Source organism: Brevibacterium ihuae (assembly GCF_900184225.1).
Lineage (GTDB): Bacteria > Actinomycetota > Actinomycetes > Actinomycetales > Brevibacteriaceae > Brevibacterium > Brevibacterium ihuae.
The window spans coordinates 965,591-979,592 of record NZ_FXWZ01000002.1 but is presented as its reverse complement, the minus strand read 5'-3'; the positions used below and the strand labels follow the sequence as shown (position 1 = coordinate 979,592).

Sequence of the window (14,002 nt, the reverse complement as noted above, 5' to 3'; positions counted from 1 at the left end):
CGGCCGCCCGCCGTGCCTTCGTCGTCACCATGCTCGGTGGGGGTCCGACGGCGGGAAGGTCGCCCTCGCCGCGGCCGCCGCCCCGGTGCCCGACGGCATGCAGCACCTCGTCGTCACCGGCCCCCGGATGCCTGCCGCGATGCGCGCCGAGGTCGAGGCGGCGGCCGGACCCGCGACCAAGGTCACCGCGAAGGTGTCCGACGGCCTGGCGTATGTCGTCGGGGCCGAGGCCGCGATCACCATGGGCGGCTACAACACCATCGCGGAGACCCTGTCGACCGACACCCCCGCGCTCGTCGTCCCGCGCACGCTCCCGCGCGCCGAACAGCTCATCCGCGCCCGCGGCCTCGCCCGGGCCGGCGCCCTCGACATGCTCGACCCGGCGGAGGCGACCCCCGAGGCGATCGGGGAGTGGCTCGCCGCAGCCGCCGCCACCGGGAAGAAGGCCGAACGCCAGACGGCCGCCCGGGCCGCACTCGATCTCGCCGGTCTCGACCACGTCGTCGAGCTCGCCCAGACCCTCGCCTGGCGCACCGACCGCGCCGAGCGCACCACCCGCCCACCGCGGCGGGACGCCACCGCGGTCCGCGGCCGTCCGGCCGCCGCGGCCCTCGCCGCCCCCGTCGTCATGGCGGCCGCCGCCGGAGCCACCGCGCTCGAACCGATCTCAGGAGTCGTCAATGCTGCAGGCTGAAACCGTCCGACCGGCCTCCGAGCGCCGCACCGCCTACGTCGTCAAGGTCTACCCGCGCTTCTCCGAGACGTTCATCGTCACCGAGATCCTCGCCCGCGAGGACGCCGGGGAGGACCTCGAGATCTTCGCGCTCCGCCCCACCACCGACACCCGGTTCCACCCGGAGATCGCACGGGTCCAGGCGCCCGTGCACTTCGTGTCGAAGCCGTACAAGCTCGCCGACGCCTGGCAGGTGTACGCCCGTGCGACCGCGGCGATCCCCGGGTTCGCCGAGCGCTACGCCGCGCTGCTCCCGGAACTCGCCGGCTACGACGCCGCCGACGCCCACCAGGCGATCGAGCTCGCGTGCTCGGCCGCCAAGCGCGGCATCACCCATCTCCATGCCCACTTCGGCTCGCTCGCCGGACGCACCGCCGAGATCGCAGCAGCCCTCGCGGGGATCGAGTACTCGGTGACGACCCACGCGAAGGACCTGTTCCACGACTCCGTCGACGCCGCCCGGCTCGGCCTCACCGTCGCCCGCGCCCACCACATCGTCACGATCTCCGAGTACAACCTCGAGCACCTGCGGCGGAGCTACCCGGAGTCCGCCGACCGCATACACCTCGTCTACAACGGGCTCGAGCTCGACCGCTTCCCCTACACCGATCCGGAGCCCGTGTCCGCCGAGCGCCCGCTGCGCATCGCCGCGGTGGGCCGGATGGTGGAGAAGAAGGGCTTCTTCGATCTCGTCGAGGCCGTCGGCCGCCTCGTCGCCGACGGGGTCGCCGTGGAGGCGCGGATCGCCGGGGACGGCGAGCTGTTCGACGCCGTCCGCGCCGCCGTCGACGCGGCCGGGCTCACCGACACGATCACGCTCCTCGGCGCCCGCACGCCCTCCTCGTCGTGCTGCTCACCAGCATGCTCGCCGTCGTGCTCACCGGCCTCGTGCCCGCGGCGGCGCAGGACACCGCGGACCCCTCCGCCCCGCCGGTGGCCGGCGCGCAGCCCTCCGACCGGGGTGCACAGGCGCCGGTGATGATGGTCATCGACGGCTCCGGCTCGATGGCCGCGGCCGATGTCGACGACTCCGGCACGACTCGGATGGACGCGGCCAAGGAGGCGGCGCGCACGGTCGTCGACGCGCTTCCCGCCGGCGCACAGCTCGGACTCATGGAGTACGGCACGAAGACCGGCAGCACGGATGCGGAGAAGACCGAGGGGTGCCGGGACATCACCCTGCTCAATCCGGTCGGCCCGGTGGACCGGGAGGCGCTTCACGAGCAGATCGATGGGATTACCGCGTCGGGGTACACCCCGATCGGCGCAGCTCTGGAGCAGGCGGCGGATGCGCTGCCCGACGGCGCGAAGGGCGGGATCGTCCTGCTGTCCGACGGCATCGACACGTGCGCGCCCCCGCCGGCGTGCGAGGTCGCCGAGGACCTCGCGGGCGAGGGGATCGATCTGCAGATCCACACCATCGGCCTGCGGGTCGACGACGAGGCGCGCGACGAGCTCCAGTGCATCGCCGAGGCGACGAGCGGCACCTACGCGGACGCCTCGGACACGACGAGCATCGAGGGCGCGATGCAGGCGGCGACCCGGGCCGCGCTCACCGGGTACGACACCGTGGGCACGCCGGTGTCCGGCGGTGAGTCGAGGGAGACGGCCGTCGATGTGGCGCCCGGCCAGTACCTCGACTCGCTGCCGGAGGGCGGGGGAGCGTCCGGAGAGACCGGCACTCCCGCTGGTACCGGATCGCGGTGGGCGACGGCGAGCGGGCGCTCGTCAGCGGGACGATGATCCCGCAGCGCAGCACGCAGAGCTCGACGGATTTCGACGGGCTCACCGTGAGGATCGAGCGCGCCGATGACGAGTTCTGCTCGGTCTTCGCGAACTCGGTGGCGAGCTCGCAGAACTCCGGGGATGTGCCGCCTTCCGTCGTCGCCGATTCCGGCGTCCTCGGTCCGGACAACGCGCAGGCCTCGTGCCTCGACGGGGCGGGCGAGCTCCTCGTGTCGGTGTCGCGCACCGGCGGGTCGGCGGACACCGCGGCGACGGCCTATCCGCTCGAGCTCGGTGTCGTCGTCCAGCCGGCTCTCGACGAGTCGACGTTCCCCGAGCCGGCATCCGCGCCCGTCCAGCACGACTTCCTCGCGGCACCTGCAGGCGGGTCCGGGGGCCAGGGTGGGGCGGCGAACGCCGGGACCCCGATGCCCGGCGGCACCTCGTTCAGCACCGCTCCCGAGCTCACCGAGCCGACGGTCCACGCCCCGATCCTCGCGGGCGAGGTCCAGTTCTACCGGATCCCGGTGGCCTACGGCGAGCAGGTGCGGCTGCGGGCCGACGTCACTCTGCCGGAGCCGGAGGAGGGTTCGTTCGAGCGCGCCATGCCGCAGATGTGGCTGCTCAACCCCAACCGTGCCGAGGTCGAATCGGTGCGGCCCGGCGAGGACGGCGCGGCGGACTTCGACGGGGAGTTCGTCGCCGGCGAGAACGGCCGGGCGTATTCGACGGCGAGCGTCGGCACCGTCCTCGCGATGAATTCCGCCTACCCGGTGAACCCGCGCAACGGTGCCGAGGGCGGGCTCGGTGCCGACGGCCCGGGCAGTGCCGGAGTGGCCGGCTTCTACTACGTGGCGGTGGGCATGTCGGTCGACAGCCCCGAGCTCGAAGGGGTCGAGGGCGCCTTCACCCTGAGCTGGGACACCGTGGGCGAGCCGATCGACGCCGAGGGCGCCGCGGGCGCCGGTGAGACCGGCGACGACGGTGCCGGGGCCGGCGACGGTGATGACTCTGCGATCGGGTTCGCCTTCTCGCCGCTGATGATCGTCATCGGGATCGGGGTCCTCCTCGTCCTCACGCTCGCCGCCGTCGCGATCGTCCTGGTGCTGCGCCGGCGGAAGCGGAATGATCGCGGCTCGGATCCGCAATCTCCGCAGCCGCCTCGACCGTGATCATGCGCTCTGCGATCCGGCCCGGCCCTCTCCCCACCCGGAGGGGGTCGGGCCGGCGCGGAGCTCCGGGGGAGAGGCGAGCTCGGCCGCACTGATCCCGCGTGTCTGCCCATCGAGCTCGTCGAGTGCGGCGAGTTCGTCGTGCACGACCCCGGTCGCCGGGAACTTCCGTGCGGTGACGAGGAACCGGGACTCGAAGGAGCCGATGAACCCGTTGTACTCGGCCACGGCCCGCTCGAGGCTCGAACCCAGCCGGGTGAGGCGGTCGCCGAGCAGCCCCGTCCGCTCGTAGAGTTCGCGGCCCAGCCGCAGGACCTCTTGCGCCGAGGTGCTGATCTCGTGCTGGCGCCAGTTGAGTGCGACGGTCTTGAGGAGGACGAGCAGGGTGGACGGCGAGGCGAGCACGACGTTCTTCGCGAGCGCCCGGTCGACGAGCTGCGGGTAGGCGGCCGCGGCCTCGGAGAGCAGTCCGTCGGTGGGCACGAAGCACACGACGAACTCCGGCGCGGTGTCGAACAGCGCCCAGTACTCCTTCGAGGCGAGCTGGTCGACGTGGCGGAGGAGCGCTCGGGCGTGGTCGTCGCCGGGACTCCGTGCCTCTGCGGTCGCGGTTTCGCCCGCATTCTGTGCCGTCGCATCGTCCCCGGACCGCAGCCGGGCGGCGAGCGGGGTCTTGGCGTCGACGACGATTGTGCCGCCGCCCGGGATGCGCACGACGAGGTCCGGTCGGGAGCCGCGCGCACCCGCGCCGGCGCGGTTCACGGTCACCTGGGTGTCGAAGTCGACGTGGGGGAGCATGCCGGAGTATTCGACGATCCGCCGGAGCTGGACCTCTCCCCACGTCCCGCGGGCCGCCGTCGAATGGAGCGCGGTCGACAGCCGCCCGGTGGATTCCTGCAGACGCCGGTTCTGTTCGGTGAGGGCGGCGATCTGCGTGCTCAGTCGGGTGATCTGCTCGATCCGCTCACGATCGTGCCGCCCGACCTCGGTGTGGAGGCTCCTGACGCCGGCGGCGAGCGGCCCGACGGCGGAGGTGAGCTCGGTCGCGAGCCGGGCGTCGGCCTCAAGCGCGGCGGTGCGCTCGCTGAGCAGGCGCTCGGCGGTCTGCGCCTCGGCGAGCCGGGCGACGTAGCCGCTGCGGGTGCGCGCGGCGCCGACGAGCCATCCGAGCGCGGCACCGACGAGGAGGAAGAGGACTGCGGTGATGAGGAGCGCGGTGAGGTTCATGCCGCGAGCGTCCCACGAGGCACGGACACGGGGTCGGGGAGCACGCCCGTGGGAACAGGTGAGTCCTGCCTACACTGGTGGGCATGGCGCAGAGCGAGCAGGTCGTGTTCCTCCACGGGGTCGGTGCGGGCCCTGCTTCCTGGCGGCGCGTGCTCGCCGATCTTCCGCCGGGCTACCGCGGCACCGCGCCCCCGATCCTCGGGCTGAGCGACGTGCCGGAACCGGCGGTGGACCCGGCGCCGCTGACGTTCGCACGTGCGGCCGAGGACGTCATCGCGGGACTCGACCGCGACGGGATCGACCGTGCCCATGTGTGCGGGCTGTCGCTCGGCGCGATGGTCGCGCTGCGCGTCGCCGTCGATCATCCGGACCGGGTCGCCTCCCTCGTGCTGTCGGGCGGGCAGGTGCACCCGCCCCGCGCGCTCATGGCGCTGCAGTCGGCGATCCTCCGCGTCCTGCCGGAGCGGTTCGCCGTCCCGGAGGGGATGACCCGCGACCGGTTCCTCTCCGCGCTCGACGCCGCGTCGCACGCTGACTTCCGCGGCGACCTCGCCCACGTCACCGTCCCCACCCTCGTGCTGTGCGGTTCGCGCGACCGGCCGAACCTGCCGGCGGCGCGGGCGCTGGCAGCCGGGATCCCCGGGGCGCGGCTGCGGGTGCTCATCGGCGGCGGGCACGAGCTGAACACCGACATGCCGGCGGAGTTCGCGGCCGAGCTCGCGGCGTTCTGGTCGTCGCTCGATGCCGAGCGCACGGTGACTGCACGATGACCGGACTGCTCTTCGCCGATGTCACGGCCGCGCGCGCGAGGATCGCCCCGTCCGTGCGGAGGCTCGCCGTCGCCGGGGCGGACGGCCTGCCCACCGACGACGGCGGGACGTGCAGGATCGTCCTCGCGCTCGAACACCTCCAGCACTCCGGGAGCTTCAAGGCCCGGGGAGCACAGAACTTCATCCGGGCCCATGAGGACGCCGGGACGCTGCCCGCGGCCGGGGTGACGATCGCCTCGGGCGGCAACGCGGGGCTGGCGTGCGCGTGGGCGGCCCGGGAACAGGGGATCCACGCGACGGTGTTCCTCCCCACCACGGCGCCCGCGGTCAAGGTCGAGCGGCTGCGCGGCTACGGCGCGGACGTCCGGCAGGTCGGGGTCGAGTACGCCGAGGCGCAGGTCGCGTGCGCGGAGTTCGCCGCGCAGACGGGCGCGCTGTCATCGCACGCGTACGACCATCCGCTCATCGCGGCCGGCGCCGGCACGGTCATGGTCGAGCTGCACGAGCAGGTGCCCGATCTCGACACCGTCGTCGTCGCGGTGGGAGGAGGCGGACTGTTCGCTGGCGTCGCGACGGCGGCGGGGCACCTCGGGATCCGCACGGTGGCCGTCGAGCCGGAGAACTGCTGCGCGCTCGCCGCCGCCGTCGAGGCGGGGCGCCCGGTCGACGTCACCCCGGATTCGGTGGCGGCGGACTCGCTCGGAGCGCGCCGCGTGTCCGAGGCCGCGCTGCGCCTCGCCGAGTCGGGCGATGTGGTGTCCGTGCTCGTTCCCGACGACGCGATCGTCCGCGCGCGGCAGCACCTGTGGGACGAGTACCGCCTCGCCGTCGAGCACGCGGCGGGCACGGCGCTCGCCGGCATCCTCGGACAAGGCCGGTCTCGAAGCGGTGATCGACGACCAGAACACGGTCGAGGACGAGACCGGGAAGCGGGTGCCCCGCCGCGACGAGAACGGCGCGCCGGTGCCGCGGATGCGTCTGCACTCCACGGTCAGCAAGAAGGGCAGGCGCGCCGGTCAGGAGACCTGGACGCTCTACATCGAGGACCGCCGCGGCGAGTCCGGGCGTGCCGAGCGCCGCAAGCGCACGAGCGCCCTCTCGGCGGACTTCACCCCGGAGGGCGCGCAGGCGTTCTTCGACTACCACCAGCAGCAGAAGAAGCAGGACCATGAGCGCAGCACTCGACAGGCTGAAGCAGCAGAACGCGCAGGACGAGCAGCGGCAGCAGCTCGGCAGTCCGGAGACGATGGACCTGTTGACCTCGATCCTCACCGCCGTCGAGGCGCAGAACGCGAGGCTCGACCGGCTGGCCGAGCTGCAGAAGAAGCTCGCGGGGTTCGTGAAGGTCATGGACGAGGAGACGACGAGGCGGCTGGAGCGGATCACGGCCCCGGCGTCGACCTCCTCGCCCTCCAGCGACGTGTCCGCGAGGATCGCGAGTATCGAGAGCAGGCAGAACGAGATCGCGAGCACGCTCGGCGAGTTCGCGCAGAGTCTCAACGGGAAGAAGCTGAACGCCGCCTCGCAGAGCTTGATCACGGAGGCGCAGAGGAACCACGCGGCCACGGCATCGGCGATTGAGAAGCTCATCAAGGCGCAGGCCGATGAGAACCGAGCTCTCGTGAGCAGGGTCGGCGGTGCCGTACAGCGGATCGAGAAGCGCACCGAGGAGCGCGTGCAGAAGGCCGTCGAACAGGTCTACGGGGAGGCCTCGGCCACGATGACCGCGAACCTCGACGCCTCGAACGAGCGCGCCGAGCGGATCATCGCCGCCACGGCGAAGGTCGAGGCGCGCCAGCTCTGGAGCGCCGTCGCGGCGATGTGCCTCGCACTCCTGCCGGTGCTCGTCGTCGTCGGCGGGCTCTGGATGGGCATCTCCGGGATCATCACGGGCGCTCAGTGGGCGCTCGCCGTGGACGGGAGCGTATGGCTCGCCATCGGGCGCTGGCTCGTGGTCTCCGTGGGCCTCGCCGGGGCCGGCTACGGGCTCTTCGCGTCCATCCGCTGGGCCGCCGGCCTCGTGGAGACCTGGAAGGGCCGAGGGATGCCGACGTGGCCCCGCTGGCGGAAGTAGACGCAGGACCTCAGTAAGAAAGATCGGTGAGGTAGGTTCGGGCCGCCCTAATCTTGGCAGCCTTCGACGTGCTCGCGAACTTGAACACGTGGCTGAAGTGCATCCGACCTGAGTCAGAATCCACGAAGCCATCACAAGAAGCGAGTCGTCCGTGCGTGATGATCGTATTGACTTCGAGGTAGTTGGGCATGCTGCCCGGGCACCCGAAGTCGGCTGGCTCAACGTCACTGGCGGTCTCTCGCCCGACGACTGTCCAGGTGACATCGTCGGTCAACCATGCTGTCATGGCCTCGACGTCGCTCTTCGCCCAGTTGGTGACGAACTCTCCGACAATGGAGGTTCTCGGCGCATTGCCGCAGTCCGTGGGAAGGACGATTTTCATATGCTCAACTATCCTTCATTTGTGGTGACCGGCAATGCAACCTCACATCGCGGCACCGACTCTTGGCTATCTGGCGTGTAGATTTCTCGCGGCGGACCCGCATGGGCGAAACCGAGTTGACGAGCACGCATCTGGACCGCTTCGAACGCCGCGAGAATCCTGGGGAACTGCACATCCTCAGAAACGACGCGCGTGAACAGCTGCAAATGCTCGGGTTCCACTCGGTGAGCGTGCGTCGCGTCGCGGAGCGGCACACAGACCTCGATGGGCCCGTCGGACTCCCAGCCGACTTGGCCGTGGTAGATCACGACGGGCCCACCGCTTGCACCGCCGCGTCCGTCCGCGAGTTGCAGGAGTTTCGCTGCGTTGGAGCGAATGACGTCCGGCAGCTCGCGGGCGGACGTGTGCCGGGTCGACGTCAGAACCGCGCAGTCTGGAACGGTTCGCAGCGACACCTCAAACCGGGAGGATCCAGGCTGGCCGTCTCCGTCTAACGAGCCCTCTGCGACCGCGTGCTCGATGAAGCGAGCCAGGGATTGGCGACGCGCGTGCCGGTCCGCTTCGGTTTCCCGATAACGCGTCACGAAGGCTGATCTTTCGTCTTCAGGCAGTCCCAACAGCTCCCTGATCTGGTCAAGAGGCATGTCGATGCGCCGGAGCATGGTGACGAGACGAGCGACTTCGATCTGAGAGTGGCTGTACTTCCGATAGCCGTTGAACGGATCGACCGCATCGGGCGAGAGAAGGCCGTTCCGGTCGTAGAGCCGGAGCGCCTTCGGCGACAGCCATGTTGCGGCCGCGAACTCTCCAATCGTCATCAGATCGGCCATGCCCCTCCTCAGTACTCCAGTCTATCGAGGGCTCTGCGCGCTTAGACGGTCTTGAACAGCAGATGGGTGACCCACTTGGAGGGGTCCGGCTCCTCTGCGGGATCGGTGAGGAAGTGCTCGGCATGGCCGGTCCACAGTCCACCGTTGTCGTCTTCGAGGACGTCGAGGTGATGCCCGTTGGCCTCGGCCCATTTCTTGACCTCGCTGTGTGCCGCCGGAATGGCATCGGGCGCGCCGACATGACGGCCGACGACGTAGGTTCCTGCCGGGAGAGCACCGAGAACGAGACCGTCTGTCGGCTTGACCGGTCCAGCGATCGGCACCGCGACGGTGAGATCAACCGTGTCATCACTGCTTCCGATGTGACGGTAGACGTAGAGAGGCCCGCCAAGTGGCGCAACCTGGTGCTCGCCCAGCCACTGATAGATCCGCGGGATCGCTTCGTTCGGCCCACCAGGCGCGCCGAACTCCGAGAATCGGGCGCTGAGGGGAACGCCGATGTAATGAACCGTCTGCCGCTCTTCGGCTGCGATGTTGAGTGCCATTCAGATCACGTCCTCTTTCCGTATTGCCGGTGGCGTTGTGACCACCTGCAACCACTTGACGCCTTCCCCCAGGGGCAAGGTCAAGCGTCCTCGGTCTGAGGCTTCACCGGACCATCTGCCACGATGGCAGGGTCGAGTCATACGCGGCAGTGCCTGCCTTCCGGCGCTACAACACCGACATGCGCTACCACCAGCAGGTGGCTCCGTCACGCGAGCTCACCTACGGTTCGGAGAGCTCCGTGGAGCACGACGCCGACAGCGCCGTCGTCGAGCTGTTGAGCGGGCTCGCGGTGCGCAGCCCCGATGTGCCGCTGGCACTGGTCGCGGGAGGTGCCCAGTGAGCACCTCTCAGCACTCGCTCTTCCAGGGGGTCGAGGGGGCCGGAGGCCCCTCGCAAGCAGGCAAGGAGGACCCGAGCGTCAGCGATGTGTCCGACGCGCCTACTGCTTGCCACTCTGGCGTACAGGTGGAGCAGCAGGCCGACTCCCAGGTGAACACCGGCCGGGCTGATGCGGAGGCTGTGCGGCAGAGTCACGGCGGTGCGAAGCGTCGTCGTGGCAGCGGCGGGCGGCTCGATACCCGCTTCGATGACGCCACGCTTGGGGCGCTTCGCACTCGTGCGGAGCGGCTCGGGCTGGCTCCGAGCACGTGGGTGCGGGCCGTCGTGCGCGATGCCCTGCACGCCTCCCGGAGCGAGGAGTTGGATGCCGCTGTGGCCGCGCACCTGCTCGGCGTCGACACGCGCGCGCATGCCTCGGCGGACGCCCGCGAGCTGGCCGCGCAGGTGCGCCCGCTGGCGATCAACGTCAACGACCTGGACCGCCGCGCGCGGGCCGGTGAGGCGGTGGCGCTGTCGGCGGAGGCGCCCGAGCTGATCGAGCTGGTGCGCGAGGTCCGGGCGCTGCTCGGTGATCGGGCGGCGTCATGAGCACCACGCACTACAGCCCGAGCACGGGCGCCGCGGACACGGAGCGCTACATCCGGGGCAAAGAGGACGAGCGCGGGGTCGCGGTCACGTGCGACGTGCCCGGAGGCCCGGGTATGTTCTCGGCGCGTGCCCGCGCGCTCAGGCAGAACACGAAGCGCGACGTCGAGGCGCTGCACTATCGGCAGTCGTTCAGCGATGAGGAGTTCGACCCGAAGAACCCGGAGGACGTGCAGCGGGTGAACGATCTGGGCTACCTGCTGGCGAAGAGGATGCACCCGGATTCGGACTGCCTCGTCTTGACGCATGTGGATGGCCGTGGCCGCAAGCCGCACAATCACATCTTGGTCGTCAACCACAACAACCGCACCGGGAAGGCGCTCTCGGATTACCGCACGTTCCACGACCGCAAGGCCGGGAGCCAGCGCGGCGTGCAGTCGGCGAACGACGAGCTGATGCGCGATCACACCCTCTCGGTCGTGAAGCGGCTGGAGCACGCTCCGAAGGACTGGGAGCTGCGCCGCGAGGACTTCGCCGAGGGCGGGCTCGACCGCGAGATGGGCGACCGGATGAGCGCCGCCCTGGTCGATCCCCGGGCGGCGGACAAGGCCGGTCTCGAAGCGGTGATCGAGGAGCAGAACCAGCAGCTCGGCGACGACGGCGCGCGGGTGCCGCGGATGCGCCTGCACACAGCCGTGAGCAAGCGGGGCAAGAACCTCGGCAACGAGACCTGGACGCTCTACATCGAGGACCGCCGCGGCGAGTCCGGGCGTGCCGAGCGCCGCAAGCGCACGAGCGCCCTCTCGGCGGACTTCACCCCGGAGGGCGCGCAGGCGTTCTTCGACTACCACCAGCAGCAGAAGAAGCAGGACCATGAGCGCAGCACTCGACAGGCTGAAGCAGCAGAACGCGCAGGACGAGCAGCGGCAGCAGCTCGGCAGTCCGGAGACGATGGACCTGTTGACCTCGATCCTCACCGCCGTCGAGGCGCAGAACGCGAGGCTCGACCGGCTGGCCGAGCTGCAGAAGAAGCTCGCGGGGTTCGTGAAGGTCATGGACGAGGAGACGACGAGGCGGCTGGAGCGGATCACGGCCCCGGCGTCGACCTCCTCGCCCTCCAGCGACGTGTCCGCGAGGATCGCGAGTATCGAGAGCAGGCAGAACGAGATCGCGAGCACGCTCGGCGAGTTCGCGCAGAGTCTCAACGGCGAGAGCTTGAACGCCGCGTCGCGGAGCTTGGTCGCGGAGGCGCAGAAGAATCGCGCGGCTACGGCCTCGGCGATTGAGGGTCTGAAGGCGCAGGCCACAGCGAACCAGAAGCTCGTGAGCCAGGTCGGCGGCGCGGTCCAGTGGATCGAGAAGCGCGCAGAGGAACGGGTCGAGAAGGCCGTCGAGCAAGTCGCCGGGGAGGCGTCGGCCACGATGACCGCGAACCTCGACGCCTCGAACGAGCGCGCCGAGCGGATCATCGCCGCCACGGCGAAGGTCGAGGCGCGCCAGCTCTGGTCCGCCGTCGCGGCGATGTGCCTCGCACTCCTGCCGGTGCTCGTCGTCGTCGGCGGGCTCTGGATGGGCATCTCCGGGATCATCACGGGCGCTCAGTGGGCGCTCGCCGTGGACGGGAGCGTATGGCTCGCCATCGGGCGCTGGCTCGTGGTCTCCGTGGGCCTCGCCGGGGCCGGCTACGGGCTCTTCGCGTCCATCCGCTGGGCCGCCGGCCTCGTGGAGACCTGGAAGGGTCGCGGGATGCCGACGTGGCCGAACTGGCGACGATGACTGGAGCCACTCGAACTACTGACCCCGGTCAGTAGTCGAACGATTGCCGCAGCAGCCGGTCGAGCGACGTCGGTGCCGCCGCAGTCGCCGGAGGACGATCGCCGCTGTGACGGCCACCCCGACTGCGATCCCGGCACCGATGAGCCAAGGGTTGCCGAGGAAACCTCCGATACCTGCGAGGGCTCCGCCCGCGGCGAGGAGAGGCAGGCCGCAGCAGATCAGCAGCGGAAGCGCGCAGCATGCCAACAGGAGCAAGCCCGTCCCAGCACCGACAAGCACGCCCGCGCGATGCGAGTCGTGGTCCTTATCGCCGCTCATCGTCTGTTCCTCTCCCAGCTGAGCGTTCCCCCCGATTGTCTGCGTGCGCGTTCACGCGCAGCACGACAGGAGCGACGGATCGGTGGTGAAGGCCTTGGCGGCGATCCGGATGCCCTCGGCCATGGTCAGGTAGGGGGCCCAGGCGTCGGCGACCTCGGCGACCGTCTTGCCGAGCACGTGGACCCCGGCGGCGGCGAGCTCGCCGGCGTCCTTGGCGACGGCGGTGATGCCGAGAATCTTCCCGGTGTCGGCGTCCACGACGATCTTGACGAAGCCGCGGGTGTCGCGGTTGACCAGTGCGCGGGGCACGTGGTGCAGCGGCAGGACGCGGCAGTCGCAGCGGATCCCGGCGGCGACGACGTCCTTCTCGGTCATCCCGACCGCGCCGATCGCCGGGCCGGTGAACGTCACCCTCGGCAGTCGGGCGTAGTCCACGGCCCGGTCGGCGTCGGCGAACGCGTTCTCGGCGACGAGGGTGCCGTGGTGGGCGGCGACGTAGACGAACTCGGGGTGGCCGGTCACGTCGCCCGCGGCCCAGATCCGCGGGTGGGAGGACTGCATCCGGTCGGAGACGACCACCTCGCCGAGGTCCCCGGTCTCGACCCCGACCCTGTCGAGGCCGAGCCCGTCGGTGACCGGTCGTCGTCCGAGGGCGACGAGCACCTGGTCGGCGCGGAACTCCTCCCGCCCCCCGGCGACGTCCGCGGTGACGACGGCCTGCCCGGTCGCGGCGTCGCGGGACACCCGCGTCGGCAGCGCGCGGCGGACCACCCGGATGCCCTCGTCGGCGAACACCTCCTCCAGCGTCCTGGACACCTCCGGCTCCTCCTTCGACGCGAGCCGGGACCGGACCAGCACGGTGACCTGGGAGCCGAGCCGGGCGAACAGCTGCGCCTGCTCCAGGGCGACGTAGCCGCCGCCGAGCACGAGCAGGGACTCAGGGAGTTCGGTCAGCTCCATCGCCGTGGTCGAGGTCAGGTACCCGGTCTCGTCCAGGCCGTCGATCGGCGGGGCCCACGGCCGAGAGCCGGTCGCCACCAGGAAGTGCCCGGCCTCGATCGTCTCGGTGCTGCCGTCGTCCCCGGCGACCTGGAGGACCGGAGCGTCGGGGGTGCCGGCGAACGCGGCGTCGCCGCGGCGGACGGCCCACCCGTAGGAGTCGGCGACGTCGGCGTACTTCTCGCCCCGCAGCGACTCGACCAGCGCCTGCTTCCCGGCGATCAGGGCGGGCATGTCCACCGGCCCCGCCGTCGTCGCGATCCCCGGGAACCGGTCGGCGGCGTCGGCCGCGGAGTGCCGTGCGTCGGCCGCGGCGATCAGGGCCTTCGACGGCACGCAGCCGGTGTTCACGCAGGTGCCGCCCAGCGTCCCGCGCTCAATCATCACCACCGACTTGCCGAGCGTGGTCGCGCGGATCGCGGCGGCGAACGCACCACCGCCCGATCCGATGATGGCGAGGTCGTACTTCGTGGGCATCGCAGCTCCTGTCAACACTTGGTCTTCCGGTCTGTCTCAGCCATACTGG

The 14,002-nt window shown here is 70.8% G+C and carries 15 protein-coding genes and 1 pseudogene; 11 read left to right on the top strand and 5 right to left on the bottom strand.

Going from position 1 to position 14,002, the window contains the following annotated elements:
* Positions 1-97 precede the first annotated feature (97 nt).
* From C1A17_RS14450 to C1A17_RS04550, 4 genes are read left to right on the top strand one after another with little or no spacing between them, the layout of a single operon-like run.
* Positions 98-694 (top strand): glycosyltransferase, encoded by a 597-nt coding sequence (locus tag C1A17_RS14450; RefSeq protein WP_245873430.1) that lies wholly within the window; start codon positions 98-100, stop codon positions 692-694.
* Positions 681-1,712: a glycosyltransferase gene (locus tag C1A17_RS04560; RefSeq protein WP_245873429.1), complete on the top strand. Its 1,032-nt coding sequence runs from the start codon at positions 681-683 to the stop codon at positions 1,710-1,712. The genes C1A17_RS14450 and C1A17_RS04560 overlap by 14 nt, the downstream gene beginning before the upstream one ends.
* Positions 1,595-2,476, top strand: a complete 882-nt coding sequence (locus C1A17_RS04555; protein ID WP_342750299.1) for a vWA domain-containing protein — start codon at positions 1,595-1,597, stop codon at positions 2,474-2,476. The genes C1A17_RS04560 and C1A17_RS04555 overlap by 118 nt, the downstream gene beginning before the upstream one ends.
* Complete coding sequence (locus C1A17_RS04550) at positions 2,437-3,630, top strand: EGFR-like transmembrane domain-containing protein (protein WP_101651128.1); 1,194 nt, start codon at positions 2,437-2,439, stop codon at positions 3,628-3,630. The genes C1A17_RS04555 and C1A17_RS04550 overlap by 40 nt, the downstream gene beginning before the upstream one ends.
* On the opposite strand, the gene C1A17_RS04545 is transcribed toward C1A17_RS04550, so the two are convergent.
* On the bottom strand, positions 3,631-4,857 hold the full coding sequence (locus tag C1A17_RS04545) for a DNA recombination protein RmuC (RefSeq protein ID WP_101651126.1): 1,227 nt from the start codon (positions 4,855-4,857) through the stop codon (positions 3,631-3,633). It abuts the gene before it with no gap.
* Between the two features lie 83 nt (positions 4,858-4,940).
* Here C1A17_RS04545 and C1A17_RS04540 point away from each other — a divergent pair, with 83 nt between their 5' ends.
* Genes C1A17_RS04540 through C1A17_RS04530 form a run of 3 tightly spaced genes read left to right on the top strand, consistent with a single transcriptional unit; the run spans position 4,941 to position 7,701 of the window.
* On the top strand, positions 4,941-5,627 hold the full coding sequence (locus C1A17_RS04540; RefSeq protein WP_101651124.1) for an alpha/beta fold hydrolase: 687 nt from the start codon (positions 4,941-4,943) through the stop codon (positions 5,625-5,627).
* Positions 5,624-6,799: a serine/threonine dehydratase gene (locus tag C1A17_RS04535; protein ID WP_101651122.1), complete on the top strand. Its 1,176-nt coding sequence runs from the start codon at positions 5,624-5,626 to the stop codon at positions 6,797-6,799. The genes C1A17_RS04540 and C1A17_RS04535 overlap by 4 nt, the downstream gene beginning before the upstream one ends.
* A complete protein-coding gene (locus tag C1A17_RS04530) occupies positions 6,796-7,701 on the top strand; it encodes a hypothetical protein (RefSeq protein WP_101651120.1) in 906 nt (301 codons plus the stop codon). The genes C1A17_RS04535 and C1A17_RS04530 overlap by 4 nt, the downstream gene beginning before the upstream one ends.
* A 10-nt stretch (positions 7,702-7,711) precedes the next feature.
* On the opposite strand, the gene C1A17_RS04525 is transcribed toward C1A17_RS04530, so the two are convergent.
* Genes C1A17_RS04525 through C1A17_RS04515 form a run of 3 tightly spaced genes read right to left on the bottom strand, consistent with a single transcriptional unit; the run spans position 7,712 to position 9,458 of the window.
* Positions 7,712-8,083, bottom strand: coding sequence for a nuclear transport factor 2-like protein (locus C1A17_RS04525; RefSeq protein ID WP_101651118.1), 372 nt, complete (start codon positions 8,081-8,083; stop codon positions 7,712-7,714).
* A gap of 8 nt (positions 8,084-8,091) precedes the next feature.
* Entirely contained in the window at positions 8,092-8,913 is an 822-nt protein-coding gene (locus tag C1A17_RS04520; protein WP_101651116.1) for a MerR family transcriptional regulator, read from the bottom strand.
* A 41-nt stretch (positions 8,914-8,954) separates the two neighbouring features.
* Positions 8,955-9,458, bottom strand: a complete 504-nt coding sequence (locus C1A17_RS04515; protein WP_101651114.1) for a GyrI-like domain-containing protein — start codon at positions 9,456-9,458, stop codon at positions 8,955-8,957.
* Positions 9,459-9,637: 179 nt separating this feature from the next.
* On the opposite strand from C1A17_RS04515, the gene C1A17_RS04510 reads away from it, so the two are divergent.
* The 4 genes and pseudogenes from C1A17_RS04510 to C1A17_RS14795 all read left to right on the top strand — a co-directional run bounded on the left by C1A17_RS04510 (position 9,638) and on the right by C1A17_RS14795 (position 12,159).
* Complete coding sequence (locus tag C1A17_RS04510) at positions 9,638-9,799, top strand: hypothetical protein (protein ID WP_245873428.1); 162 nt, start codon at positions 9,638-9,640, stop codon at positions 9,797-9,799.
* Complete coding sequence (locus C1A17_RS04505) at positions 9,796-10,386, top strand: hypothetical protein (RefSeq protein ID WP_101651112.1); 591 nt, start codon at positions 9,796-9,798, stop codon at positions 10,384-10,386. Before C1A17_RS04510 ends, C1A17_RS04505 begins: the two co-directional genes overlap by 4 nt.
* Positions 10,383-10,778, top strand: a pseudogene (locus tag C1A17_RS14800) (relaxase/mobilization nuclease domain-containing protein); the annotation flags it as partial. The gene C1A17_RS04505 and the pseudogene C1A17_RS14800, both read left to right, overlap by 4 nt.
* A 478-nt stretch (positions 10,779-11,256) precedes the next feature.
* On the top strand, positions 11,257-12,159 hold the full coding sequence (locus C1A17_RS14795; protein WP_425427267.1) for a hypothetical protein: 903 nt from the start codon (positions 11,257-11,259) through the stop codon (positions 12,157-12,159).
* A 369-nt stretch (positions 12,160-12,528) separates the two neighbouring features.
* On the opposite strand, the gene merA is transcribed toward C1A17_RS14795, so the two are convergent.
* Positions 12,529-13,953 carry a mercury(II) reductase gene (gene merA, locus C1A17_RS04485; protein ID WP_010079213.1) on the bottom strand — a complete coding sequence of 475 codons (1,425 nt, stop codon included), beginning with the start codon at positions 13,951-13,953 and terminating at the stop codon, positions 12,529-12,531.
* Positions 13,954-14,002: the final 49 nt, after the last annotated feature.